Origin of the sequence: Acinetobacter sp. BIGb0196, assembly GCF_011759595.1 — a bacterium.
Lineage (GTDB): Bacteria > Pseudomonadota > Gammaproteobacteria > Pseudomonadales > Moraxellaceae > Acinetobacter > Acinetobacter guillouiae.
The window spans coordinates 2,490,429-2,515,666 of the sequence record NZ_JAAOZA010000001.1 but is presented as its reverse complement, the minus strand read 5'-3'; the positions used below and the strand labels follow the sequence as shown (position 1 = coordinate 2,515,666).

Below are 25,238 nucleotides of genomic sequence, written 5' to 3'. Positions count from 1 at the left end.
TTGGCGCTCAGTCACCACACGGGCTTATTTTTAAAAACGCCAAAGTATAACGGAAAATGTAGTGTCCACCAATGATTTTAAGGTGAATTATTGGTATTTCTATACATTTTCAACTTTCGTCTGGGGTAAATTTTGGTTGTATAAATTTAAAACATAGCCACATTGCCATTATCGGATTTAAGCTTGCTTAAAAAGGATCAATACTTAAAAAGTTATGATGCTGAAATTTATATACTTGACCATTAAATTTAAGCGTTTGTTGTTGCTTATATTGTTTTTTCACAGAAGTGCAGGTTTTATAGTTGGTTTTGGTCTGTTTTTTGGTTTCTTTTAAAATCATGTCCTGTAAGCCATGTGTCGTTTTATTTGATAAAATGAGAATACTTCTGACCTCTGAATTACTATTCTCTGGACAGTTTCCAATTCGTTCATCGCCGCTATCATTCATACTGATACCGCCAATTTCTTTGATGGGTTGTCTAGGATTAACTTTAAATAAAGTTAAATTACTGTGACTATAAGTGAAACCACCTTGATGCGACGATGAAGTTTCAATACCCACGACATCAATATCAGTTAATGTTGAAAAACGGGTCGTATGGAGTTTTGCTCCATCATAATGATCTGCATCTGAGTAAAAAGTTTCTAGTGCTTTATACTTTTGCAGAATTTTATGCTGAGAAGAGTCAATTAAGTATAAATTTAGATCATGTTCCATTTCATCATAAGATTTATAAGCAATCGGTTGGCTAATGGCAATCAACTGAATTTTTTGTTGATTGTCTAAATGGATACAGCTTTGATATGTTTTGGCTTCAGTATTGGCAAAACGTGGGTTGGTTAGTTTAAATTTTTGAATTAAAGAGTCTTGTAATTGTTCTGAGCAAGTTTGATAAGGTGCTGCAAAACTATTTCCAGCAATCAAAAGAAGTGCAGTGTTGAATACAATTTGTAATGTTTTCATGATCTAACCTTTTTAATTGCAAAATTTAATTAAATTCCAAAGTCTAAAAATTTGAGCTGCTTAAAACGATATTTTTTCCCATCGAATTTCATAATATGGCTTTGTTTTTTGACGATACGGTGTGTTTTACAGTTTTTCTCATCAAGTGTTATACGTTCGGATTTTTCAGTTAATTGAATATCTGCTAAACCATGACTTTGCTGTTTTAATGGATTAAGCAAAATTTGAGTCTCGGTTTGTGCATTATTTTCACATATAGACGGTCTTTCGCCAGCTGAGTAATTCGTCATAAATTTATCTAAAACCAATTGCATTTGTTGATTGCTGATTTTGAATAACTTTATTTCACGTATTGTATAGTCAATTCTACCTAAATGCCCATAGGTTAAGGCCAATCCAATAACATGAGTATGGGGAGTTTTAGAGTAAGGATTGATATCAAATTTTAAATTTTCAAACTGACTGGCATCGAAAGAGATGGTTTTTGGATAAGTATAATGATTTAAAATTTTTGAAGATGCGGTATCGATCAAATATAAATTCAAATCATAATCCGCAAAGTCAGATTGCATAGCAACAGGATTGCTGATTGCAATAATCTGTTGGTGTTTACTGATCGTTAAGCAGGTTTGGAATACAGGATAACGTGCATCTAAATTTTGTTGTGTGTTTAAGTTGAATTTTTGAATGAGTTGTTGAGTTAGTGTTTCTGAGCAGTTTGAATAGACATTTTGTGCATGTGTTGGTTGTGTATATAGAAAGGCTAGTAAAATCATGCAGTAAAGATAAAATAATTGATTTAGTTTAAAAATATTTTTAATGGATGGATACATTTATTTTTATCCTAGCTGAATCAAAAAATTATTTTTGAGAAATTTTTATGACTAAATAAAGCATATTCTAACAGTAGTCACGCTAAATCTTATAACATATAGCGCATAAAGTAGTTTGGCTGTAAAAGGACATCTGATGCAACGTGTGGCAATAAACGGATTCGGGCGAATTGGACGGAATGTATTACGCGCTTGGTTTGAAAATCCGAAAAACTTCCATTTTGAAATTGTTGCCATTAATGATATTGCAGATGTTGAAACGCTGGTTCATTTATTTAAATACGATACTACACATGGTCGCTTTGACGGTGCGGTGAATATCGTACAAGAACATGGACAGCTTTATATGTCGATTGACGCACGGCAAATTAAACAGAAAGTTCAAATTTTAAGACAAGCCAATCCTGAATTATTGCCTTGGGAAGCGCTTAACATTGATGTCGTTTTAGAATGTACAGGGTTGTTTCGTTCAAGAGCCGCTGCAACACAACATATAACAGCAGGTGCTAAACGCGTCATTATCGGTGCAGCACCTTTTGATACTGTTGATGCTGCCATTGTTTATGGGGTAAATCATCATGATGTTAAACCCAGTGATCAAATTATTTCAGGTGTGTCATGTACCACACAGGCTTTAGTCCCTTTGGTCAAAATTATTGATGATGCATTTGGAATTGATAGCGCATTAATGACTGAAATCCATGCGGTCACAGCAGATCAATCTGTACTGGATCATGCACATCGAGATTTACGCCGCGCACGTGCCTCAGGACAAAATATTATTCCAACAACATCTTCTGCTTTGGGTGCATTAAAACAAGTCATGCCCAAAATGGAAAACCGTATTGATGGTTTTTCAATCCGTGTACCCACAATTAATGTTGCCGCCATTGATTTAACATTTATTGCTAAAGCGCCTGTAACAGCTCATTTAATTAACCAAACCTTAATTCAAGCAGCAAAATATGATTATGCTGAAATTATGTCTGTCACAGATGAGCAATTGGTTTCAAGTGATTTTAATCATTCACCTTATTCACTGATTGTTGATCTGAATCAAACCATGGTCGTGGGGCAACAGGCGAAAGTGTTTGCTTGGTATGATAACGAATGGGGCTATGCAAATCGCTTGTTAGATTTGTGTGAATCATTTTATTAATCTAATATTTATCACTTTAAAATAACTTTAATGACTTGAGTTTAATCAAGACGAAGATTGACGTGTTTAGTTGGGGGTGAATGATGTTTTTTATATATTTGGTTATTGTGATTCTTTATCTGGCCATGATGTTTGTGATTTGGCAAATGGGAAAGTTAAAGAAAGAAAACCTTGAATGGCTTAAGCATGTGCAGAATCATGAGCAACAGATCCATGCACAAGAGCAACATCTCAAACAGACCTTACAAATTATGCAAGATTTGGCTAAAAAAATGCATGTACAGCAGGAAGTTTTAGACAATACCTCAACACGTTTGACTCAAGTTGAGTTTCAAAACGGTGAATTAATTAAAATATTACAGCAAAATTCAAAACCTTAATTGAGGTTTTGAATTGCATCAAGTCAAGAGTGACAGGCTATTGAGAACGTTTAAAGCATAAAGTATCTCAAAATCCCTGTTGCAATGATGCTGATCAGTACAGTGGGTAATAATGAAAAATAACAAGCTGCGAACAGTGTGATGATAATTGCAATCAAGTTGGCTGGTTGATCCGTAACAAAGTAGGGTGCAATCACTGATATCAAAACACAGCCGGGGATAACCTGTAAAATTCGCGTGGTTCTTTTGCTGAGGTGTTTATTTTTTAACAGTAAATAACCTAAGATTCGAGTTAAGTAGGTTGTTAATCCCACACAAACAATGGCGATGAATGTCGTCATATGAATCATTCTTCATCTCCAATCAGTAAAAAAGCAGCGATAATTCCTGAAATAGAACCAATCAATACATACCAGCCTTTAGGTAGATAATAATAGGCCAGTGCGGCCGCGATCAGACTTATCAGCCAAGGCAGTGCGGGTTTAAAGCCTTTCCACATTCCGCGTAAAAGCACTAGAAAAACTGCGGGGAATGCCATGTCAAAACCAAACTTTGTGACATCACCAAGGAAAGAACCAATGCCGACTCCCATCGTGGTAAAAACCACCCACATAACATATAACGCAAAACAAAGGCCGATATAAAAAAACACACTAAATCCTGCATAGGGATTGCGAGGGTTTTGTTTGTGTGAATCCGTAATGCTAAGGGCCCAACTCTCATCACACATAAAAAATAATAATGGAAGGGCTTTACGATTGGGCAAATGTCGAATATAGGGTGCTAAACTTGCACCCATTAAAATATGGCGGCTGTTGACCAGAAAAGTGATCAGAATTAAAAACAACAATTGAGGTGGCTGCGTCCAGACTTCAATAATGGCGAACTCAGAACCACCAGCAAAATTGAGTCCTGTTAACAATGGAACGTCTAAGGCAGAAAATCCTTTTTGTGCTGCTTGTGTTCCTAAAACCAGTGCAAAAGGGATAATACCCAGTAGCATTGGAATAGAGGTTTTAAGCCCACGTACAAACTCTCTAAATTCAATTGAATAGGTCAGTTCAGTCGTAGTGTTCTTAAAACTTAACATGAGTCGCTCAATGGTCGCTAAAACAAGGTGATTTTTATTTTATGCCAAATGATTCGCTATATTTCGCTAAACTTGCTGCCTTTAAAATAATTTTTGCAATATTATTGCTGGAATATGTTATTTTTTGGTTTTATCTACTAGAAATAATTTTATGAAATTGGATCAGATAGATCGGCGTATTTTGTGTGCATTACAACGTAATGGAAAACTACAAAATAATGAATTGGCAGATCAGATAGGTTTATCCGCTTCACCTTGTTTAAGACGAGTAAAGCAACTGGAGGATGAGGGGATCATTGACCAATATGTTGCATTGGTCAATCCACACAAAGTAGATCTTAGTTTGACAGTCTTTGCACGAATTTGGTTAAAGAGTCAGGATGAACAAGCGGTCAATCGATTTATCGAAAGCATTATGAATATTTCTGAAATTGTTGAATGTCAACTTATGGCAGGAGATTGTGATTTTTTCTTACGTATTGTGGTTTCTGATTTAGAGGCATATCGTAAATTTCAAATTAATCATTTAAATAAAATTCCAGGGATCCAGAATGTCAAAACTGAAATCCCTTTACAGAAGATTAAACAGACCACAGCCTTACCGCTGGATTAGTTTTTTTGATTCGCTTTCGAATAACTTTAAATATTTTATCGGCACTTGTTCAGTCAACCAAACCCCATTTTCAGCACAATAAAATTGGAAACCATCTTGATGCATCTGTTTGGTGTCTAAGATGAAAATGATGACTTTGCCATGTCGTTGTCCCACTTTCTGGGCTGTGACTAAATCAGCAGATAAATGTACGTGATGACGTTCACCTGAAATTAAGCCTTTTTCTAAAATACTGTCGACAAAGCGAGTTGCTGTTCCATGAAAAAGTGTATCGGGTGGCGTAATAGCAACATACTCACGTTGAACCTGAGCACTAGAGTGACCTTGTACTGCGCGGATTTTGTTTTGATCAGGTGAAAGTTGGAAGCGTTTTTTATCACTGCTTTCAACGACCTCAATCAACTCTACGAGTTTAAGTGGTCTTCTGTGTTTGATCATTTGCTGTAAAAGGATGTGTACATCCGTCCAGCCTTCAGAATCGAGTTGGATTGCAATGGTTTCTGGTTGATGTCGAAGTACTAAACTTAGAAATTTACTATGTTCGCGTAATGTTTTTTCTGAAGATTTCATTTGTTATTCTTACATGATATGGATTTGGATATAAAATTAAGGCTGAGTTTCAATTGCTCTTACGACACTATCTACTGAATATTGTCCCCATTCAGAGAGTTGCTCGATAAATAGATTGATTACATGACTATCAAAATGAGCAACCAGCATATAGCAAGCGGAACCACAGACTTTATAGCAACTTTCAATTGACTCAAATTGAGCGATAAATGCTTCAAACTGTTCAAATTCATTAGTCTGCATCATCACACGTATAAATTGTGTTGATTGGTGCTGTAGCGTAATCGTATATTTCTGAATTGTGCCTTCATCTTGCATTCGAGCAATGCGACTTCCTACAGCTTGGCCTGTACGGTGTACTAATTTTCCGATCTCTTTATTGCTTAACCGAGAATCAGTTTTTAGTATTTTTAAAATTTTGAGGTCAATTGGGTCATTTGGCAACATAGTGAATTGAACAAATTTTCAGTTTGAAAGTTTCTAATCTATTATTCTTTCATGAGTGACTGCAAATCGCCAGTTGTTTTGATTAATCTTATAAAAACATCAACACAAGGGTTAGGAAAACACCATGAGCCAAACTGCATTATTAGTAATAGATGTCCAAAACGATTATTTTCCTCAAGGGAAGATGGAGTTGTTCTGTGCGGAACAGGCTTTAAAACACATCAATCGATTAGAAGATCTGTTTATAAAGCGTGAGCAGCCGATTATTTATATTCAGCATATTGCCAATCAACCCAATGCTACATTTTTTGAAGCAGGAACGCAGGGTGTAGCACTACATTCGGGTTTACGTGTTAAGACCGATTCAATTGTGATTGAAAAACATTATCCCAATAGCTTTTTTCAAACCACTTTAAAAGCAGAATTAGAGCGACTGAATGTTGATAAATTAGTGATTAGTGGCATGATGACGCATATGTGTGTTGATGCGACGTCACGTGCAGCGGCAGAATTTGCTTATCAACCGACGATCATTTCAGACGCTACAGCGACGCGTCAATTGAGCTATTCAGACAGAACAGTTGAAGCAGAAGATGTACAAACAGCCTGTTTGTCAGCCTTTCAAATGTTTTCACAAGTGGTCAGTATTGAGGACTATTTAAAATAGCTGAAAGAGTCAAAATAATAGGGAAGTACAGCGATTCGATTTTGTACTTCCCTTTAAATCTGAATGAAAATTTATTCTTGGTTTAAGAAACCTTCTTTGATTTTTTCAGGTAAACCTGTATGCCACCATGTATAAATGGAGGATTTTATTTCTTCATCTTGTTCAGGATCATTGAAAGGTTCATCATCTTCGCGAATCAATTCATCGTCTTCAAATTTAAACCAGAATTCCCACGGGTCATCATCCCCACAACCCCAAGCCAGTGTGTGAATTTCAGGGAGTAATGCTTTTAAGAAAAGTAAGATTGCTTCGATAAACTCATCGCCTGAAGAACCATGCACAAAATGGGCAACTGAATAGCCTGCAATAGCGTGTAATGATTCAGGACCCAAATCAAACTCAATATTGTCAACTGCATTTAAAAGATCTTCTGCAAGTTCTTGCCCCAATTGTGAATTGAGCTCAACTGCAACAGCAATAAATTTGTCTTGTTCACCGCGATGCTCTTGAAATAAACGGCCTATCTTTTGCATGATTTCCGTATTTGGATGCGTGTAATATAAGTTGCTATGTAGTTCCATACTTCCCCAGTTTTTAGTATTTCAGTTGCTTTAAATAGATGCTGTTTTTCTAAACGAATAAATTATATTTTCAACAACGCAAATAGCAATCAACACTGGTGTGAAAAGTTAAATAAATACAAAGAATTGAAGTGGGATAATGTGTAATAGATGGTTTTTTGTCTAAATTATGCATAAGTGGTCAAATTATCTAGGCATCAAAAGTTATTTTATTAATGCATGGCGCAGATGATCGTGCTAAAATAAGAGAAATCGGGTGTGTTCCCGATTTTTTTATGCGGATTACTTCCGCGCTGACAGGATTTAGGTTTACAACATGCCCATTTCAGAGACATGGTTATTACCTGATGGTGTAGCTGATGTATTACCAGAGCAAGCGCAAGTAATTGAAAAATTGCGCCGTGAAGCTTTAGATTTCCTCGCATCACGAGGTTATCAGCTGGTGTATACGCCATTCATCGAATACATCGAATCTCTTTCTTCTCTCTCCGAATCGAATCAAGATTTAGACTTAGCCACTTTTAAAGTCATCGACCAACTTTCAGGTCGTTTACTTGGTGTGCGTGCCGATATGACACCACAAGTGGCTCGTATTGATGCCCATGTACATCAAGTACAAGGTGTGGCGCGTTACTGCTATGCAGGGACTGTACTTCATACTAAACCACAAGGTTTTAATACCACGCGTGCACCACTTCAGTTAGGTGCAGAGTTATTTGGTTCAGACAGTATTGACGCAGACGTTGAAATGATCGACGTGATGCTCAATCTGATTAATACCGCAGGTTTAGCTGATGGTATCCATCTTGATTTAGGGCATGTAGGACTGTTTAGAAGTCTGGTAAAACATGTGGGTTTAAACAAATCAACAGAAAGCCATTTATCTGATTTGTATCAGCGCAAAGCACTACCAGAACTTGCTGAATTCACTCAAGATTTAGAATTTGGTTCTGATTTTTATGCTTTAGGTCGTTATGCAAGTGATCTGGATGCATTGCAAGCGAATATTAGCGCAGAAATTTTTGCTGATGAAGCATTTAAAAATGCTTTTGAGGTACTTAAAACAACATATACAGAAATTCAAGCACGTTGGCCAAAACTCAATATCGGTATCGATGTTGTAGAGCTTCGTTCATACCATTATCACACTGGGTTAATGTATGCCGTGTATGCACCAAATCGTGCTGCACCGTTGGCACAAGGTGGTCGTTATGATGGTATTGGTGAACACTTTGGACGCGCGCGTCCTGCAACAGGCTTTTCTTGTGACTTGTATTCCTTAAGTGCGGGTCAACGTCAACAGATTGGAAAAGTAGTTGCACCGAAAGGTACCGAATCCACTTTGCTGGATGCGATTGCCGTAGCACGTCAACAAGGTTTAAGTGTAATTCAGTTATTAGGTAATGACGATTTAAACTCAGTTCCAAATGCAACCCACCAGATGGTGAATGTTGCAGGTGAGTGGAAAATCGAAACAATTTAAGTATCAGATTGAATGTTCATGTCATTCGATTTGGTTTTCTATTTTAACAGCATGATGTAATGAGGCTATTATGGGCAAAAGTGTTGTGGTACTCGGTACCCAATGGGGCGACGAAGGTAAAGGTAAAATCGTTGACCTGCTCACAGATCAAGCAGCTGCGGTAGTACGTTATCAAGGCGGACATAACGCAGGGCATACGCTCGTCGTTGGTGGTAAGAAAACAGTTCTTCACCTCATTCCATCAGGTATTTTACGTGAAAACGTACTTTGCTTAATTGGCAATGGTGTTGTACTTTCACCTGAAGCATTGATCAAAGAGATGGATATTCTTGAGAAAGAAGGCGTACCCGTTCGTGAACGTCTGCGTATTTCTCCAAACTGTCCGTTGATTCTTCCTCACCATATTGCACTTGATCAAGCGCGTGAGAAAAAACGTGGTAATGCCAAAATCGGTACAACGGGTCGTGGTATTGGTCCTGCTTATGAAGATAAAGTTGCTCGTCGTGCGATCCGTGTTGCGGATTTAGTACGTGGTGGTGAACATCTTAAAGCACAGCTTGAAGAGCTTCTTGAATACCATAACTTCCAATTGACTCAATTCTTCGGTGTTGAAGCAGTTAAAGTTGAAGATGTATTGGCACTTTGTGATCAATGGCGCGAAGTGGTTAAGCCATTAGTTTTAGATGTGATTACAACATTGCATGACTATCGTAAAGATGGTGCAAACATCATGTTTGAAGGTGCGCAAGGCTCACTTCTTGATGTCGATCATGGTACATATCCATATGTAACTTCATCGAACACTACCGCTGGTGGGGTAAGTTCTGGTTCAGGTCTTGGCCCATTGCATCTTGACTATGTTTTGGGAATCACCAAAGCCTATACAACTCGTGTGGGTGCAGGTCCATTCCCAACTGAGCTTGTTTATGATGCTGCCAATGATGTTGGTGATGCAGTTGGTAAACATTTGGGTACAGTAGGTTCAGAGTTCGGTGCGTCGACTGGTCGTCAGCGTCGTTGTGGTTGGTTTGATGCTGAAATCTTACGTCGTTCTGTAGATGTAAACTCATTATCAGGTATTTGCTTAACTAAACTTGATGTTTTAGATGGTTTGGAAGAAGTAAAAATCTGTATCGGTTATGAAGCTGCAGATTCAGGCTGTGTAGGTTCTACAGATGCGCTTGCATTTGAAACATTAAAACCAATTTATGAAACTATGCCTGGTTGGTCTGAGTCTACGTTTGGTGCGAAATCATTGGATCAATTGCCACAAAACGCAATTAACTATGTAAAACGTATTGAACAGTTGATTGAATGTCCTATCGACATCATTTCAACAGGTCCAGATCGTGATGAAACAATTGTGATGCGTCATCCATTTGATGCTTAATTGATTCAATCTTTAAAAAAAGCTCCTACGGGAGCTTTTTTATTGTTGTTATTTTTAGGTGTTTTAAATAAAGTGTGATTATATTTTGATTTTTTTTGTAAAATACAACATAATTCAGCCGCTAAGAGCTGAGCTTCGTTTTGAAGCTTGCAATAAGATCTATGAAATTTGGTGAAAATAATGATTAACAAGAAACTATTACTTGGCTTAGGGTTGGCTATAGGCTTAACAGGGTGTACGACTGTTGCTGAATTAACGGGTAATGATTCTGCGACTTTAAACCTCAATGCAGCAGCAGATTATAAACTTCTTGTTGAAGATGCAAAGGCACAAAAAGCACTTGATACAACATCTGCAACATATAAACGAGTCAATGCTGTTTTCTTAAAGATGAAACCTTTTGCTGATCAAGCAAATCAAACGGGTCAAAAATTTGACTGGCAATTGAGCGTACTTAAATCCAATGAACTCAATGCATTTGTCATGCCTGGCGGTAAGGTTGTGTTCTTTACAGGTATCGTCAATCAATTGAAACTGACTGATGCTGAAATTGCTGCCATTATGGGACATGAAATGACCCATGCCTTAGAAGAGCATTCTAAACGTGGTGCTGGCGCAACTGCAATTACAGATTTTGCTGTGAAAATGGGCAAAACTTATGCAGGCGATAAATTGGGCTCAGTCGGAACTCAAGCTTTAGATATCGGAAGTAAATATGGTGTAGGTTTGCCATATTCACGTAGTTTAGAGTCGTCTGCTGACCGTGGTGGATTAATGCTTATGGCGAAAGCTGGCTATAATCCTGAAGCAGCAATCAGCGTTTGGCAAAAAATGAACAAGATTGATGGTGGTAGTAATAATGGGGTACAGAAGTTCACTTCAACGCACCCATCAAATAACGACCGTATTTCAGATTTAAACAAAAACATGGTTGAAGCAAAGCAAATCTATCAATCTGTGATTAAAAAGTAATTTGATCGCAGAACGCTAAGCCCGATGTAAATCGGGCTTTTTATTTACAGCTAAAAAAGACTAAAGTCGATATCAATTAGACTAGGTTTTCAAGCTTAGCTTGTTAAAATGTATTTTTAGACACACATTGAGTTTGTAGGATGCAAAAGAATATATCGAGTACGATATTTTATTCTCTGATTTTCGCAATGGGCGGTGCTCCAACGATCGCAATGCTGATTATTCAGGCACAAACCAATGATCTGAATATCATCAATAATGCATTGCTTGGTTTGAGTGTGATGGTTGCATGTGTACTGGTTCCTATTATTTTGATCCAGAATGCATTTTTGTTTATCAAAAGAAATGATCAACATTTAGAACAAAAGATTATTCCATTGAAAAACATATATTTGACCCTGAATGTAATTTGTCTCATATATTGGTTGGCGATTCAATTTTTGTGATATTTCACTTACATAATTAATATGAATTAATGGATTTTATTGATTTATCCTTATGTAACATTTGCATATAATCCACAATGTTTTTATTTGTTCTCCATGGAGTTGATTATAATGAACAATAAATTAATGCTTAGTCTTTGTGCGGCGACTGCCATTTCAATTTCAGGGTGCTCAACTATCGCAGATATGGCAGGTGCTGATTCTGCAACGCTTAATTTAAATGCAACACAAGGCTTTAATAAAACAGTGCAAGAAGCACGTTTGAATAAGACTTTAGATACAACTTCTGCAACTTATAAAAAAGTAAATGCAGCATTTATTCGATTAAAACCTTTTGCTGATCAAATGAACCAAACGGGTCAAAGATTTGATTGGCAATTGGCGGTACTTAAGTCAGACGAAATCAATGCTTATGTTGCACCCGGTGGTAAAGTGGTTTTCTACACAGGGATTGTAAATCGACTTAATCTATCTGAAGCTGAAGTTGCTGCGGTGATGGGCCACGAAATGACCCATGCTTTAGAAGAGCACTCGAAACAAAAATTAGGTGCGCAAGCGTTGACCAATCTTGCAGTTGGTATTGGTAAATCTTATGCAGGCAGTCAAATTGGTGAATTAGGCAATGCAGCGCTCGATTTGGGAAGTCAAGTCGGGGTAGGCTTACCATACTCACGTAGTTTAGAGAGTCGTGCGGATGAGGGTGGCTTAATGATGATGGCGAAAGCTGGCTATAATCCTCAAGCGGCAATTACCTTGTGGGAAAAAATGGCGAAACAGGGTGGAGGAAAAGGTTCTGCATTACTGTCAACACATCCATCTGATGTCAATCGTATCAATGCAATGAAAAAGAATTTACCTGCTGCAATGGCAGTTTATACTGCGCGAGGCGGAAGATAAGTTTTTTGATAAAACCTATCGAATAGAAAAGGATGCTTATGCATCCTTTTTTATTGAAAACAACGTAGAACAACGAGCGTTTCAAAAATAGCGTTTAAGGTGCAGGGTTTGGCTGCTGCAGATGAATCGCATCTATTTCCAATAAGATTTCTTCAGACAATTGGGTATCAAAGGCCTGAATATTCTCTTTCAGTTGGTCGAGCGTAGTCGCACCAATAATGGTACTACTCACAAAAAATTGTTGTTTAATAAATGCCAAAGCCAATTGGGTAAGGCTTAAACCATGTTTTTCTGCAAGCTGTGCATATTGTTCTGTCGCCCAATCGCTCTGTGGATTGCTATAGCGGCTAAAGCGAGAAAATAGTGTAATACGTCCTTTTTCAGGGCGTGCGCCGTGGCGATACTTGCCAGTTAAGTAACCAAAGGCCAAGGGTGAGTAAGCGAGTAAGCCAACGCCCTCGTGTTGTGCGATCTCAGACATCCCAATTTCATAAGTACGATTGAGTAGACTATAAGGATTTTGTACGCTCACTATTTTTTCTAAGCCCAATTGTTCAGCTAAATGTAAAAATTTTAAGGTACCCCAAGGTGTCTCATTGGATAAGCCAATATGACGAATACGCCCTTTTTTCACTTCTTTCGAGAGTGCTTCTAAGGTTTCAGCAAGTGGTGTAATGTCTTGTGTACGTGCCGCAAGCTGATTGCTGTAGCCTAACGTGCCAAAGAAGTTAACAGGGCGTTGTGGCCAATGCAGTTGATAAAGATCTATATAATCTGTTTGTAAGCGCTTGAGAGAGCTATCAATAGCACTACTGATCTCTGCTTCTATAAACTTGGTATGCCCGTCACGAATTTGACTGCCGCCTTGTTGGGGGCCTGCAATTTTGGTGGCGATAATGAGTTTGTCACGTTGACCGTTTTGAGCAATCCAATTCCCTATGATGCTTTCAGTCGATCCCTGTGTCTCTGGTTTAGGTGGTACCGGATACATTTCAGCAGTATCCCAGAAATGAATATTTTGATCGAGCGCATAAGCAAGTTGTTCAAATGCCTCATTTTGATTATTCTGTTCACCAAACGTCATGGTACCTAAACAAATTTCAGGTACAACAAGATCAGAATACCCTAAACGATTTGACTTCATTTCATGTCCTTCAAAATTAATATTCAGTATCTTATGAGAATAATAACGTAATTTAAATTTGATAACTAAGTGAAAGAATGTTTCTAATTATCAAAATAAGATAAAGTTATCTGATTTTTTTATAAAATGCTCATTTTAGCTTGGTCTTGTTTTATAACATGGTCATGAGACCAGCTCACAGTAATTCTCTGTGTATTTATCGCAACATGAAAAAAGCAAACTCGGGAGTTTGCTTTTAAACTATATTTTAACTTTTTGACAATATTTGATATTTATCCCATTCAACATAATTCTTTAAGGAATTAAATTCTCAAATTTGTTCTTAAGCTTTATTCATCATCTGTGCTTAGTTCGTCTTCAGAAAAATTAGATTCTTCCAAAGATACATCAAATATAAGGATGGCTTTACCGTCGGTTTCGATCATGCCTTGTTCTTCAAGTGTTTTTAGAACACGACCAACCATTTCACGGGAACAACCCACGATACGACCAATTTCTTGGCGAGTAATGCGGATTTGGCGGCCGTTTGGCAAGATCATCGCTTCAGGCTGTGCTGAAAGATCTATTAAACAACGTGCAATACGACCAGATACATCAATAAATGCAAGGTCAGTTACTTTGCGTGTTGTATTTTTTAAACGACGAACAAGTTGTGCAAATACGGCATAACTTAAGTCAGGATATTGTTTACTAATTTCGTGGAAATTGTCATATGAAATTTCAGCAATTTCACATACGTCACGGGTTCTTACTTCCGCAGTACGTTGTGGATTCTGCTCAAATAATCCCATTTCCCCAAAAAAGTCCCCAGGGTTCAAATATGCAACAACAATTTCACGTTCATCATCTTCACGTAAAATAATTGAAACTGAACCTTTTAAAATTAAATACAGTGATTTTGACTCTGAACCTGCATCAATAATCGTTGAGCGTTTTGGAAAACGATTGATGTGGGCTCTTTTGAGCAAAGCTTTGACTGACTCAGGTAGTTGACCAGGAGACAAAGCATCTGTACTAAGTTGTGCAAAATTAGAAGACATGCTTAAAAATTCCGAATTGGATAATAACTAGATCTGTTGATCTAAATTGAACTCGTCACGTAGAAGCAGTAGAGATGAAATTCCTTATCAACTCATTTTATGCTAGTGTACAGGTACCCCGTAAATTTATAGCTTTTTTTAGGTAGTTGCAATGCAAACTAGCGTTCATTGGTTAGAGAATGTTGCTTTCGAAGCAAAATCAGAAAGTGGTCATCAAATTGTGATGGATGGTTCTGCTGAATATGGTGGTGAAAACCGTGGACCACGTCCTATGGAACTCATATTAATGGGACTTGGTGGGTGTGCTTCATTCGATATTGTGACCATCTTAAAGAAATCTAGGCAAAATGTAACAAATGTTGTTTGTCAGCTCAAAGCGGATCGAGCAGACACGATTCCAGCTGTATTCACTAAGATACATTTACATTTTGTGGTGACAGGGCATGATGTAAAAGAGAAGCAAGTGGCTAAAGCTGTTGAATTATCAGCCGAAAAGTATTGCTCAGCAAGTAAAATGCTGTCCGATGGTGGTGTCGAAATCACCCATGATTTTGAAATTATTTCTGCAGAATAACTGACTTAATTAAAAAAAAGCCAATCAAAAGATTGGCTTTTTTTTAATGGGTTTTGACGACTTAAGTCGGTGACTTATCTGGTCAAAATTAAAAAAAATAAATTATTACAAAATGTGTATTTATTCAAAAATAAGCATTTTTGAAACAACCGTTCAACGGATTCTTAGCATTTTTCTTGCTAAATTAAGGTGATAAAAATAATTGTGGGTCAACTCTGGCATTATTTAAGCTCATTCCCCAGTGTAGATGTGGACCTGTTACTCGCCCTGTTTTACCCACCAATCCCAATAATTCACCTTGTTTCAAGATTTGCCCTTTTTCTACATTTATTTTACTGAGGTGGCAAAACATACTGATCAGACCTTGTCCGTGATCGATCATGACGGTATTCCCATTAAAGAAATAATTACCTGTCGCAACCACTTTTCCCGCAGCTGGCGCAACAACTTTTTGTCCGATGGGGGCAGGGATATCTAAACCAGAATGTGGAGCACGCTCTTCACCATTAAAAAAGCGTTTACGACCAAATGAATTACTAAATTTTCCTGCTGTAGGTCTGATGAATTTTGGAAAGTCTTTCCATTGAGCAGGGCTAAAAGAGCTGTAAACACTGTTTTGTTCTTTCGCTTCTTGGCTATAACGATCAAGTTGTTCTTGATTTGGATTGACATAATCCTGATTTTTTACATTGAGGCGCTGCTCAGCATATTTAAATGGCTTCACTTCAATATTAATTGGGCCTGTAGAGCTTTGTAATTGCAGTGTACCCAGTGGTACTGAAAGCGGAATACCAAAAACAATATGGTTTACTGAATTTTCACCATCCACGATCAAGACAGGTTTGTCTTGGTAAGTGACATTTAACACGGTTTTAGGAACAGGAATAACCGCTATGCCACCTGCACGACGTGAGTCTTGAGGTAAGGCAAAGGATTGAGTTGCTATAATTAAGCTAGATAGTAGGAAAAGTTTTTTGATTGAAGGCATAAATAACATACATGGTTTAATTTTTTGTAGTATCTCGCTTTTTGATTCAGATGCTCAAGCATGTGATTGTTAAATTATAAGACAAGAAAGATGTATGTGATTTACTTTATGCGATTGGTCATAAACTTATATAAGCGAGATAATCAGAACAGAAGCGCCATAAAAGACTGTCGTTAATTTGAGTAAATAAATTTAAATTATTAAATATAATTAACAATTCAATTAAATTTGTCTTAATAGTTGATTTTATGTTTTAATCGCTATGTTCTTCATTCAATAACAATAATTGGACTATGTATGACAAAACCTAATTTTTTACATGAATTACCAATTGAACAGTTAAAACAAATGTCTCAAGAAGACATAAAGCAAACAATAAAAGCAGAGCAGCTTTATTTTCGACATAGGCCCAAAAAGATCTATTACCTTGCGGTAAATGGGGCTAAAACCAAAAATGGTGGGTTAGTGAAAGCGAGTGCATTGGAAAGCCGAATTGGTGGAATGCCTATTGCTTTAGTCGGTGATGATGTCATTTATGCAGATGGGGAGATTTCTAAAATCATTTCAGGTGCTGGCAAGGGGTGCCTTATAAATGGTCAGTCCGTTGCATTGGTAGGAAGCAACTTAGAGAATGGTGATGAGATTGTCGATAGCCCTAATAACTCTGTAGCTATAAATATCTTTATCGGTGATAAGGCCCCTGAAGGCTTTTTGTGCCAAGAAGGTATTAATCATGGCTAAAGGTTTTGCAATTCATAACTCTATGACAAATCATGGAGGCATCATTCAAGCAACACAACAACGAACCTCTCAAATGGGAAATCTATTTCTACGAGCTGGAGATGGTCACTTTTGCCCTAAGTGCAAATGTTGGTCTGAAATTGTTAAAAGCCATGATCATATTATTATGGATGGCAAAGCTGTTGCTTATGTTGATGACTTATTGACTTGTGGAGCTAAAATTTTACCTAAACAAGATCATGTTGTTGGAACAAGCCAAGGTGAGAATTATAGAAGTTCTTCAAGCTCAAAAGAGCCTTTACAAAATAGCTTTATAGATAAAGTAATCTCAACAACTTTTGGTTTGCAGTATCAATTATTAGATGAAACCACGAATGAGCCTATCACAGAATTACCTTATAGAATAATAAGAGCTTCAGGTGAAGTTATTGAAGGCATCACGGATGCTGAAGGAAAAACACAAGCCATCAATTCAGGAAATGAAGAAGAACAGATACAATTCATTATCCCTGTCTTATCTGAACCTATGGAAAGCTGGGAGTAAGCTATGAGCGATAGTATAGGGTTACCGAATGGTCAATTTCCTGAAGATGTAGAGCTATGTAAGTATAATTCTTTAACTTGTAACCCAATTTTAAAAGTTGATAATTATTACAAGGCAGCACCATATAATTTCTTTTTTGATAGTTGGTATTGGTCACAGGCCGAACTTACTAATAAACTTGAAGTTTTGTTAGCTGTACGTTTTGGACTAGAATATGATATTAATAAATTAGGTGATGGCATGCTTAGCAAGCTCTCATTTAATACTCAAATGTATATAAAATTCAGCCAGTACGTTAAAAAACATGCTCAAAAAGAAGCTTTTCAGATTATTCATGAATTTGAAAAAACAGCATTTAGTCTAAAAGTGAAAACTGGCTTTTCACCTACAGATGTTATGCTTATTTTGGGAATCAAAAATGCCATGGATATTAAGCAAGTTCTCTTAGATACAAGGGCGTTGGCTCGTAATAATTATTGCCCTTTATATATTAATAGACAAACTTTTAATAGAATTTTTAAACAAGACTATCATGCAGGAATGGTCAAACAATTAACAGATGACAGAACCTATAGAGGGGAAGGTCCTCTCACCCCATTTCCACCAAATAGGTATTAAAATGAAAAAAAGAATAATTTTTATTTGCTTTATCTCTGTTAGTTTAAGTGCTTGTTCTAATGCTACTGAATTAGACAGTAAGGAATTAAAGCAATCATTTGAATCTTCAAGTGCTTATTTCTCTTTGGATACACCAATTTATAAGGTAATAGATAAAAAAATCAAGAGTGAAGTATCTGATGCTATTTATGATTCAGCATTAATGAAAGTGTCTATTTTAAAAGCTTATGAAGAACAAAGTCTTTTCAATGGAAAAATAGAAAATGATGCATTGCCTAGCTTAATTTCCGACTATTGTTGGATTGGTAAGTTTGTATCTGATTATAGCAAAGTAAAACCGACTACAAATCAAGAAGATTTAAATACACTGAAATGGCTTGAGGACAAACGTATTAAATGGAAGGCTATTATTCAAAAGGAATATGCAGACCCACGATTTGTTAGCTCGAAAGATTACTGTCCTTACTAACAGGTACAGTTGATATATTTACTTTAAAGTTAAGAGTAACATCGCCTTAGAAATGATGCAAAAATAGGTTGATGAAAATAGTGGTAGATCAAACTGATTTAAACTAAATGGTGGCTTAATTTTTTTGTTGTAGTGTAGCGTTTTATCGAATTTAGGGGGTGTTTTTTAGCCATTGGATAAATTATGTACCCTATTCAAAAATAGATCATATAATCTTCACCTCGAAAATCACATGCCTAATTAATTAAGCATGTGATTATGATCGATCAATAAAGTCTTTGAAAACTAAAACTTAAAAACTAAGCTTTAAAAGCTAAAGTTTAAAATTAGGATTTATAAGGTTTAGCACGGCGGAGTTGATGCAATACTGAAACCAATAAATCTATTTCCTCAGTGGTATTATAAAACGCAAGAGAAGGGCGTACCGTACGTTCAACACTGAAACGGCGTAAGATCGGTTGCGCACAATGATGCCCAGTACGCACGGCGATACCATATTGATTGAGTACTTTCCCGACCTCTTCCGTTTCATAGCCTGCCAGTGTAAAAGACATCACACTGGCTTTATTTAATGCAGTACCAATCAGGCGTAGTCCAGAAACGCTTTGTAGTGCATGTTGACCATATTCAAGCAAGTCATGTTCATAACGTGCAATGTTATGGATTCCAATACTTTCTACGTATTCTAAAGCAGCGCCTAAGCCAACAGCATCTGCAATATTCCCCGTACCTGCTTCAAATTTATTTGGTGCAGGTTGATAGACCACATTCTCAAACGTCACATCCTGAATCATATTTCCGCCGCCTTCCCATACAGGCATGCTATCAAGTAATTCAGACTTGGCATAAACAGCGCCAATACCCGTTGGGCCAAAAACTTTATGCCCAGAAAACACAAAGAAATCGGCATCTAAGGCAGTAACATTGGTGGGCATGTGCGAAACAGACTGAGCACCATCAATCAAAACTCGCACACCTGCTGCATGCGCCAATGCAATAATTTCTTGAGTAGGCGTTACAGTACCCAAGGCATTTGAAACCTGTGTAATCGAAACCAGTTTGGTTCTAGGATTGAGCAATTTTACAAATTCCTCAATCTGAATTTGACCAGTATCATCTACAGGAATTACACGGAGTTTTGCACCAGTTTCTTTACTGAGTTGGTACCAAGGCACAATATTGGCATGATGTTCAAGATGGGACACAATAATTTCGTCTCCCGCTTGAATATTCTGTTTACCCCACGATTTTGAGATTAAGTTGATGCCTTCTGTTGTACCTCGAACAAAGACGATATTTTTTGCTGAAGCGGCCCCAATAAAGCGAGCAACAACATCACGTGCATGCTCATAAGCATCACTGGCACGTGCTGCAAGTTCATGTGCTGCACGGTGAATATTCGAATTTTCATGTTGATAGAAATATGAAATTCGATCGATGACCGCCTGAGGTTTATGGGTGGTGGCTGCATTATCCAACCAAACTAATTGCTTACCATTTACACGCTCTTGTAGGATGGGAAAATCCCGACGGATTTGCAAAATATCAATGGGTTGATAGTTCTGAGCATTCGCTGGTATTTGCACATCTGAATGCGGACGAAAAGCTTCAATGGTGGGTGATTGAAGAAAATAATAACCAGACGCTGCTGTTGCAGGTTTGTCATTACGATCTTGTAATACACTTTTTAATTGCTGATCATCTGTCACATGATAATGATCAAAAGCATATGGATTTTTAAGCACATCAGTTTGAGCCGCATTGGTATTGACTGTTTGGGCGCTGGTAACTTCAGGGTGAGGCAGATCCAAAAAGTAATAACTCGATTGAGCTTGATGTGGCGCAGTGGTTGTTAGGTTTGATGGTGCAGTCTGTTGTGTGATTTGTGTAGGGTTCAAAGACAAATCTAGCTTTTGTCCGACAGCAAATGGATCAGGAGTATTTGCACCACCAACAATGGGCGAAGAAGATAGAATTCTACGCTCGGGATGGTCGGCGGTCGGTTCTACATAGTGATGTGTAGAATCCGGGTTTAAATTTGCCTGTTGTACAATGGCAGGTATGCGCCCAGACAATGCAGTAATCGGGTCTTTAGGCTGTGGTTGGTGACTAATACCTTGAGATCGTTGATCGGGTATATCAAAGTTAAAACCTTGTGGGTTTTGCTTGGGTAAAGCCGAAAAAAATTCAGCAGCCAATTGTGCAATGACAGATTCACTGATGGGCGCATCAGCAATATGATCAGAAGAAATATCTGGAGTAGGTTGATTACTTGTAAGTTGTTGGATAGTCATGGTACTTGTCTACCTCCACATCTTCGAGCACAGCGAGTGCATCATCTGTTAACACAGCAAGAGAACAATATAAGGAGATTAAGTAAGAGGCGATTGCATTACGATTGATGCCCATAAAGCGTACAGATAGGCCAGGTGCCTGTTCACCAGCAAGACCTGGTTGGAATAAGCCAACAACACCTTGACGCTTTTCACCAACGCGTAACAAGATGATTTTGGTTTTGCCGTCTTCGACTGGAATTTTATTTGAAGGAATCAGTGGAATACCGCGCCAAGTGATGAACTGTGAACCAAATAGGCTTACAGTTGGTGGTGGAACACCACGACGGGTACATTCACGTCCAAAAGCGGCAATCGCATCGGGATGTGCTAAGAAGAAGCCTGGTTCTTTCCAAACTTTACGCAGTAAATCATCAAAATCATCTGGTGTGGGTGCACCCGTCAAAGTGGAAATACGTTGCTCATCTGCAACACTAGCCAATAAGCCGTATTCAGGATTATTGATCAATTCACTTTCTTGACGTTCTTTAATGGTTTCAATGGTTAAACGTAACTGTTCTTTGATTTGATCGTGTGGACTACTATATAAGTCAGAAACACGGGTATGAATATCCAGTACAGTGGAAACACCATTTAAAAAATATTCACGTGGATTAACTTCATAGTCGACAAAAGTTTGTGGAAGTGTTGCTTCATCACGTTGTGTACAAGCCACCTGAATGTCATCGGTATTGCTGACTTTGTTGACCCGATAGATACCTGCTTCAACAGGGGTCCATTGCAATAAATGTGTCAGCCAACGAGGTGTAATAGTTGAGAGTTGAGGTACTGTTTTTGTCGCATTGGCAAGTTGACGGGCCGCTTGATCATTTAGCGCTTGGCGTGTGACTTCTTGGTTCTTAGCCATGTTTTAATCCTTGGTGGTATTTGAAATTAATTATTGATTACTGATTTGATTTAAAAATGCTGTTTTTTTATCATCTCCAATAAAGTAAGAATTTTGCTATTGGTGTTTAATTGTGACGGGTATTTATTGCATTAATTTGATTCTAATTAAGAGCGTCTTTAATCATTCTCAACTGCTTATAAAAATTCATAAGGGGAATAAAGCAAAAGCTTTATTCCTGACGCCAAGGTAAGTTGTGGAAACGCCATCCATTGAAAGAACCCCGATGATCATTTTCATCAAGGTCGCCTTCAAAGCCTTGTTCGATATTGTAAATATTTTCAAAACCCGCATTAAAAGCCACATTTGCAGCGGCTGCGGAACGTTTGCCACTACGACAAAGCAGTAGAATAATCTTGTCTTTTCCAATTTTAGTTTCAAGTTCTTTGGCAAAGCGTGGATTGCGGTTTAGAGCAGTTCCTGTTGCCCAAGGAATATGAATGGTATCTTCTACATAGCCCACAAACTTACGTTCTTCGTTGGTACGTACGTCGACAATCACCACATGACCCGCTTTAAACAAAGCCCATGCTTCATGAGGTAAAATCGTCCCTGTAAATTCTAAATAATGATCTTCTACACGTTGTTTTGCTTGTTCAAAGATGTTTTCAATTTGAGCCGTAGTTAATTCGGTAAAGTGTTGTTGATTTAAACTCGTCATTTCAGTTGCCTTTCTTCAAACTTAGAATTACATCTAAGTCTTGATGTATCAGATGTATTGATAACAACTATAATGATTTTCTATATTCTATAAATTAATAAAAATTGAATTGCTTATTCTTATTTTGAAATAAGGTTTAAATGATTTTTAAAGATATCTTTATACGAAGAATGTTTATCTACAAGATTGCTAATAAAATAGTATCAAGGGGCTGCTAGCATTTCATATTATAGTTTGCGTTGTAAGTTAAAATTGAGCATGAGGCGTATATGTCGTAACGCATGGGATAAGGAGAATAGCCAGCTTATTTCTGCGTTTTATAATGTAGGCTGAGATAATTTTAACGATAACCCAGAGTAAGAACAAAGCACTGCTTTGTTTGCAGTCTAAAGCGTAGTTGAGGGACTAGAGTGTTTTTTGCCGCTACTTCGTTACGAACTACTCATTTAGATGACTAAATTTCGTATTTCGTGCCTCGGATCGCCTAAAAAACACTCGTCGTCGCAAACATAAACGAATTGCCAACAGACCCTGTTTATTCAAAGTGAATAATAAAATTTCATGTTAAGCGCATGGATTGTGAAAGTCGTTTCAGTAGGTAAATATATGACCCAATGGAATATCCCCAATATTGTGGATGAGCTACAACAAGCTCGAAATGAATGGCGTACTCAACGTAAAAGCTTAAAAGACTTTGGCGGTAGGGAATTACCTTCAAAAGATGAAATTAAGAAAATTATGAATGATCTGTGTGGCATTTTGTTTCCAATGCGACTTGGACCACCTGACCTACGCCAACAAAGCGAAAATTTTTATATTGCACATGCACTTGAGAAAACTCTGCATTCATTATTGGAGCAAGTCAAACTTAATCTAACCTATGATTATAAATATAAAAAGCACAACGAAAATGCCGATGTGATTGAGGTATTGGCACAAAGTATCGTCAGTGAATTTGCGCAGAAATTACCAGATCTACGCCGTATTTTAGATACAGATGTTATTGCGGCCTATGATGGTGATCCAGCAGCGCGAAGTGTCGATGAGGTTTTATTGTGTTATCCGGGTATTTTGGCAATTATTTACCATCGAATTGCACATGAATTTTATAAAAAAGACTTGTCACTGTTGGCACGTTTAATTGCTGAGATTGCACATTCAAAAACTGGCATTGATATACATCCCGGCGCACAAGTCGATCAAGGTTTCTTTATTGATCATGGTACTGGTGTGGTGATTGGTGAAACCTGTATTATTGGTAAAAATGTGCGGATTTACCAAGCCGTAACGCTTGGCGCCAAACGTTTTGAAATTGATGATTCTGGGCGCTTACAGAAAGAATATGCACGTCACCCAATCGTTGAAGACAATGTGGTGATCTATGCAGGTGCAACCATTCTTGGGCGTATTACCATTGGTCAAGGCGCTGTAATTGGTGGGAATGTATGGATTACTCAAAGTGTCGCAGCGAATAGTGCGGTTTCTCAAAGTTCTGCGACAAAGTCAGAAGTGTAAAGCTATTGAATACTTAATGAATAAAGTGGGTTAGAGTTTTTATTAGGTTAAAGCTCTTCATTAATAAAGTGGAATGATGTAGTAAGTCTGATCAGTGGAGATGATCAGTTTATTTCTACTTTGATATATCCAAGCAGAGTCAATGGGCAGCTTAAATTGTTTATTTTGCCCATGCTGTTTGATTTCGAATACATCATAACCAATGGGCGTAAACCAAAATACATAATGATTTCCTGAGCCCTTAACATCATCAATACTTTGATATTTTAGATATTTGGCATTTACAGGTGATGATTCCGCTGGTTTTTTGCATTCAGGCAGCCCTATTTCATTTTCTAACTGTGGCAGAAATTGCGAAAAATCACGACTATAGATATAACTTTGTGGTGTTTTTAAGAGCTGTGTTTCGGGATCAACCATTAAATAGCATTCTGCTTGGTATTGTTGTAGATAAAGCTTTAACTGTTGAATAAGCTTTAAATTAAAAGGTTCGGCAGGTTGAACACGATAATCATCTGGTGAAAAATCACGCTTTGGCTCTTCAGGCCTGTCTCTAAAAATATCTTTGAAATTTTCGATTACAGATTGCTGTTGTTGCTTGAGTTCTTCTTGAGCTTCTGCGGCTTCTTTAGCAGAAGTATATTGAGGATCAAAATAAACCGTAGTGCCATATTCTAAAACTTTCTTTTGATAGGTCTTTTCCTGTACCATTTTTTCTAAAATTGTCTGAGAAAATGCAGTATAAGAAAATGAAGTCATGGCCGTTAAATTTTGTGTCTGTGCATTGAACAAATAGGCTTGCATTGGATCATTCACACCAGATTGAAAGGTTTTAATAGTGATGAGAAAGTGATTGTGATTTAGCGCGAACATTTGATCGATAAATTGATTTGTTTGTGCAGCAATGGAATGAGGCTGAATCTGTTGATCGTGATTTAAATCGTAAGTACATATTTTAAAGTTTTTTACAGGTTTTTGTTTCACATCACTTTCAGGGCAACTGTAGATGATAAAATTTTCATTGATGGCTTTTCTATTTATATCATCAGACGTTTTAAACCATTTTAATTCTATGCCTGATATATTCGGTGTTAATTGCTGGATATGTTTGTGCGGAAATTCTTCACTATTTGGCGATTTGTAGCCACAGGCATACAGTGCAGATACTGCAATTAACACAGTTAATGATTTACCGAAAGTCAACATTGTTCT

Annotated in this window: 29 protein-coding genes; 15 read left to right on the top strand and 14 right to left on the bottom strand. The window is 37.4% G+C overall.

The features are described 5' to 3' along the window. Positions 1-187 precede the first annotated feature (187 nt). Positions 188-964 carry a hypothetical protein gene (locus FHR28_RS11575; RefSeq protein ID WP_166782624.1) on the bottom strand — a complete coding sequence of 259 codons (777 nt, stop codon included), beginning with the start codon at positions 962-964 and terminating at the stop codon, positions 188-190. A gap of 29 nt (positions 965-993) precedes the next feature. Then, positions 994-1,740: a hypothetical protein gene (locus FHR28_RS11570; protein WP_228722058.1), complete on the bottom strand. Its 747-nt coding sequence runs from the start codon at positions 1,738-1,740 to the stop codon at positions 994-996. 193 nt (positions 1,741-1,933) lie between these two features. Here FHR28_RS11570 and FHR28_RS11565 point away from each other — a divergent pair, with 193 nt between their 5' ends. Beyond that, positions 1,934-2,956 (top strand): type I glyceraldehyde-3-phosphate dehydrogenase, encoded by a 1,023-nt coding sequence (locus tag FHR28_RS11565; RefSeq protein WP_056510515.1) that lies wholly within the window; start codon positions 1,934-1,936, stop codon positions 2,954-2,956. An 83-nt stretch (positions 2,957-3,039) separates the two neighbouring features. Continuing rightward, on the top strand, positions 3,040-3,336 hold the full coding sequence (locus tag FHR28_RS11560) for a hypothetical protein (protein ID WP_056510516.1): 297 nt from the start codon (positions 3,040-3,042) through the stop codon (positions 3,334-3,336). Between the two features lie 50 nt (positions 3,337-3,386). On the opposite strand, the gene FHR28_RS11555 is transcribed toward FHR28_RS11560, so the two are convergent. Then, the gene (locus FHR28_RS11555; protein ID WP_004721162.1) at positions 3,387-3,686 is read right to left on the bottom strand and encodes an AzlD family protein; all 300 of its coding nucleotides are present in this window, start codon (positions 3,684-3,686) and stop codon (positions 3,387-3,389) included. Then, entirely contained in the window at positions 3,683-4,426 is a 744-nt protein-coding gene (locus tag FHR28_RS11550) for an AzlC family ABC transporter permease (RefSeq protein ID WP_166782622.1), read from the bottom strand. Before FHR28_RS11550 ends, FHR28_RS11555 begins: the two co-directional genes overlap by 4 nt. A 151-nt stretch (positions 4,427-4,577) precedes the next feature. On the opposite strand from FHR28_RS11550, the gene FHR28_RS11545 reads away from it, so the two are divergent. Then, positions 4,578-5,039: an Lrp/AsnC family transcriptional regulator gene (locus FHR28_RS11545; protein ID WP_016539073.1), complete on the top strand. Its 462-nt coding sequence runs from the start codon at positions 4,578-4,580 to the stop codon at positions 5,037-5,039. Here the strand turns inward: FHR28_RS11545 and FHR28_RS11540 are convergent. Then, on the bottom strand, positions 5,025-5,609 hold the full coding sequence (locus FHR28_RS11540; protein WP_105712858.1) for an RNA 2'-phosphotransferase: 585 nt from the start codon (positions 5,607-5,609) through the stop codon (positions 5,025-5,027). The genes FHR28_RS11545 and FHR28_RS11540 overlap by 15 nt on opposite strands. Before the next feature lie 36 nt (positions 5,610-5,645). Beyond that, positions 5,646-6,056 carry an Lrp/AsnC family transcriptional regulator gene (locus FHR28_RS11535; protein WP_056510521.1) on the bottom strand — a complete coding sequence of 137 codons (411 nt, stop codon included), beginning with the start codon at positions 6,054-6,056 and terminating at the stop codon, positions 5,646-5,648. Positions 6,057-6,180: 124 nt separating this feature from the next. On the opposite strand from FHR28_RS11535, the gene FHR28_RS11530 reads away from it, so the two are divergent. Continuing rightward, positions 6,181-6,723 (top strand): cysteine hydrolase family protein, encoded by a 543-nt coding sequence (locus tag FHR28_RS11530; RefSeq protein WP_004721153.1) that lies wholly within the window; start codon positions 6,181-6,183, stop codon positions 6,721-6,723. 71 nt (positions 6,724-6,794) lie between these two features. Here the strand turns inward: FHR28_RS11530 and FHR28_RS11525 are convergent, their stop codons facing one another. Then, complete coding sequence (locus FHR28_RS11525; protein ID WP_056510525.1) at positions 6,795-7,304, bottom strand: hypothetical protein; 510 nt, start codon at positions 7,302-7,304, stop codon at positions 6,795-6,797. Positions 7,305-7,620: 316 nt separating this feature from the next. Between FHR28_RS11525 and FHR28_RS11520 the strand changes: the two genes are divergently transcribed. From FHR28_RS11520 to FHR28_RS11500, 5 genes are all read left to right on the top strand, one after another. Then, a complete protein-coding gene (locus FHR28_RS11520) occupies positions 7,621-8,787 on the top strand; it encodes an ATP phosphoribosyltransferase regulatory subunit (RefSeq protein WP_166782621.1) in 1,167 nt (388 codons plus the stop codon). Between the two features lie 70 nt (positions 8,788-8,857). Then, positions 8,858-10,177 (top strand): adenylosuccinate synthase, encoded by a 1,320-nt coding sequence (locus FHR28_RS11515; RefSeq protein ID WP_004721148.1) that lies wholly within the window; start codon positions 8,858-8,860, stop codon positions 10,175-10,177. Between the two features lie 180 nt (positions 10,178-10,357). Then, positions 10,358-11,149: a M48 family metallopeptidase gene (locus FHR28_RS11510; RefSeq protein ID WP_004820958.1), complete on the top strand. Its 792-nt coding sequence runs from the start codon at positions 10,358-10,360 to the stop codon at positions 11,147-11,149. A 140-nt stretch (positions 11,150-11,289) separates the two neighbouring features. Next, positions 11,290-11,595, top strand: coding sequence for a hypothetical protein (locus tag FHR28_RS11505; protein WP_056510530.1), 306 nt, complete (start codon positions 11,290-11,292; stop codon positions 11,593-11,595). Positions 11,596-11,706: 111 nt separating this feature from the next. After that, on the top strand, positions 11,707-12,492 hold the full coding sequence (locus FHR28_RS11500; RefSeq protein WP_004721143.1) for a M48 family metallopeptidase: 786 nt from the start codon (positions 11,707-11,709) through the stop codon (positions 12,490-12,492). Positions 12,493-12,586: 94 nt separating this feature from the next. Here the strand turns inward: FHR28_RS11500 and FHR28_RS11495 are convergent, their stop codons facing one another. Both FHR28_RS11495 and crp read right to left on the bottom strand, forming a co-directional pair. Next, a complete protein-coding gene (locus FHR28_RS11495) occupies positions 12,587-13,636 on the bottom strand; it encodes an NADP(H)-dependent aldo-keto reductase (RefSeq protein WP_166782620.1) in 1,050 nt (349 codons plus the stop codon). Positions 13,637-13,965: 329 nt separating this feature from the next. Beyond that, complete coding sequence (gene crp / locus FHR28_RS11490) at positions 13,966-14,676, bottom strand: cAMP-activated global transcriptional regulator CRP (protein WP_004721139.1); 711 nt, start codon at positions 14,674-14,676, stop codon at positions 13,966-13,968. A gap of 151 nt (positions 14,677-14,827) precedes the next feature. Here crp and FHR28_RS11485 point away from each other — a divergent pair, with 151 nt between their 5' ends. Further along, positions 14,828-15,250 carry an OsmC family protein gene (locus tag FHR28_RS11485; protein WP_004721138.1) on the top strand — a complete coding sequence of 141 codons (423 nt, stop codon included), beginning with the start codon at positions 14,828-14,830 and terminating at the stop codon, positions 15,248-15,250. A gap of 184 nt (positions 15,251-15,434) precedes the next feature. Here the strand turns inward: FHR28_RS11485 and FHR28_RS11480 are convergent, their stop codons facing one another. Beyond that, positions 15,435-16,238, bottom strand: a complete 804-nt coding sequence (locus FHR28_RS11480) for a peptidoglycan DD-metalloendopeptidase family protein (RefSeq protein WP_374759583.1) — start codon at positions 16,236-16,238, stop codon at positions 15,435-15,437. Between the two features lie 297 nt (positions 16,239-16,535). Here FHR28_RS11480 and FHR28_RS11475 point away from each other — a divergent pair, with 297 nt between their 5' ends. Genes FHR28_RS11475 through FHR28_RS11460 form a run of 4 tightly spaced genes read left to right on the top strand, consistent with a single transcriptional unit; the run spans position 16,536 to position 18,610 of the window. Next, complete coding sequence (locus tag FHR28_RS11475; RefSeq protein WP_166782619.1) at positions 16,536-16,979, top strand: PAAR domain-containing protein; 444 nt, start codon at positions 16,536-16,538, stop codon at positions 16,977-16,979. Beyond that, on the top strand, positions 16,972-17,523 hold the full coding sequence (locus FHR28_RS11470; RefSeq protein WP_166782618.1) for a PAAR domain-containing protein: 552 nt from the start codon (positions 16,972-16,974) through the stop codon (positions 17,521-17,523). Before FHR28_RS11475 ends, FHR28_RS11470 begins: the two co-directional genes overlap by 8 nt. A gap of 3 nt (positions 17,524-17,526) precedes the next feature. Next, positions 17,527-18,141 (top strand): hypothetical protein, encoded by a 615-nt coding sequence (locus tag FHR28_RS11465; RefSeq protein WP_166782617.1) that lies wholly within the window; start codon positions 17,527-17,529, stop codon positions 18,139-18,141. A 1-nt stretch (position 18,142) separates the two neighbouring features. Then, positions 18,143-18,610: a hypothetical protein gene (locus FHR28_RS11460; RefSeq protein ID WP_166782616.1), complete on the top strand. Its 468-nt coding sequence runs from the start codon at positions 18,143-18,145 to the stop codon at positions 18,608-18,610. 326 nt (positions 18,611-18,936) lie between these two features. On the opposite strand, the gene FHR28_RS11455 is transcribed toward FHR28_RS11460, so the two are convergent. From FHR28_RS11455 to FHR28_RS11445, 3 genes are all read right to left on the bottom strand, one after another. Further along, the gene (locus FHR28_RS11455; RefSeq protein WP_166782615.1) at positions 18,937-20,904 is read right to left on the bottom strand and encodes a family 2A encapsulin nanocompartment cargo protein cysteine desulfurase; all 1,968 of its coding nucleotides are present in this window, start codon (positions 20,902-20,904) and stop codon (positions 18,937-18,939) included. After that, positions 20,879-21,811 carry a family 2A encapsulin nanocompartment shell protein gene (locus tag FHR28_RS11450; RefSeq protein WP_004721119.1) on the bottom strand — a complete coding sequence of 311 codons (933 nt, stop codon included), beginning with the start codon at positions 21,809-21,811 and terminating at the stop codon, positions 20,879-20,881. The genes FHR28_RS11455 and FHR28_RS11450 overlap by 26 nt, the downstream gene beginning before the upstream one ends. A 211-nt stretch (positions 21,812-22,022) precedes the next feature. Beyond that, positions 22,023-22,511 (bottom strand): rhodanese-like domain-containing protein, encoded by a 489-nt coding sequence (locus tag FHR28_RS11445; RefSeq protein WP_004721117.1) that lies wholly within the window; start codon positions 22,509-22,511, stop codon positions 22,023-22,025. Positions 22,512-23,117: 606 nt separating this feature from the next. Here FHR28_RS11445 and epsC point away from each other — a divergent pair. Next, positions 23,118-24,026 carry a serine O-acetyltransferase EpsC gene (gene epsC, locus FHR28_RS11440; RefSeq protein WP_004820985.1) on the top strand — a complete coding sequence of 303 codons (909 nt, stop codon included), beginning with the start codon at positions 23,118-23,120 and terminating at the stop codon, positions 24,024-24,026. 60 nt (positions 24,027-24,086) lie between these two features. Here the strand turns inward: epsC and FHR28_RS11435 are convergent, their stop codons facing one another. Continuing rightward, on the bottom strand, positions 24,087-25,232 hold the full coding sequence (locus FHR28_RS11435; protein WP_166782614.1) for a hypothetical protein: 1,146 nt from the start codon (positions 25,230-25,232) through the stop codon (positions 24,087-24,089). Between the last annotated feature and the right edge of the window lie 6 nt (positions 25,233-25,238).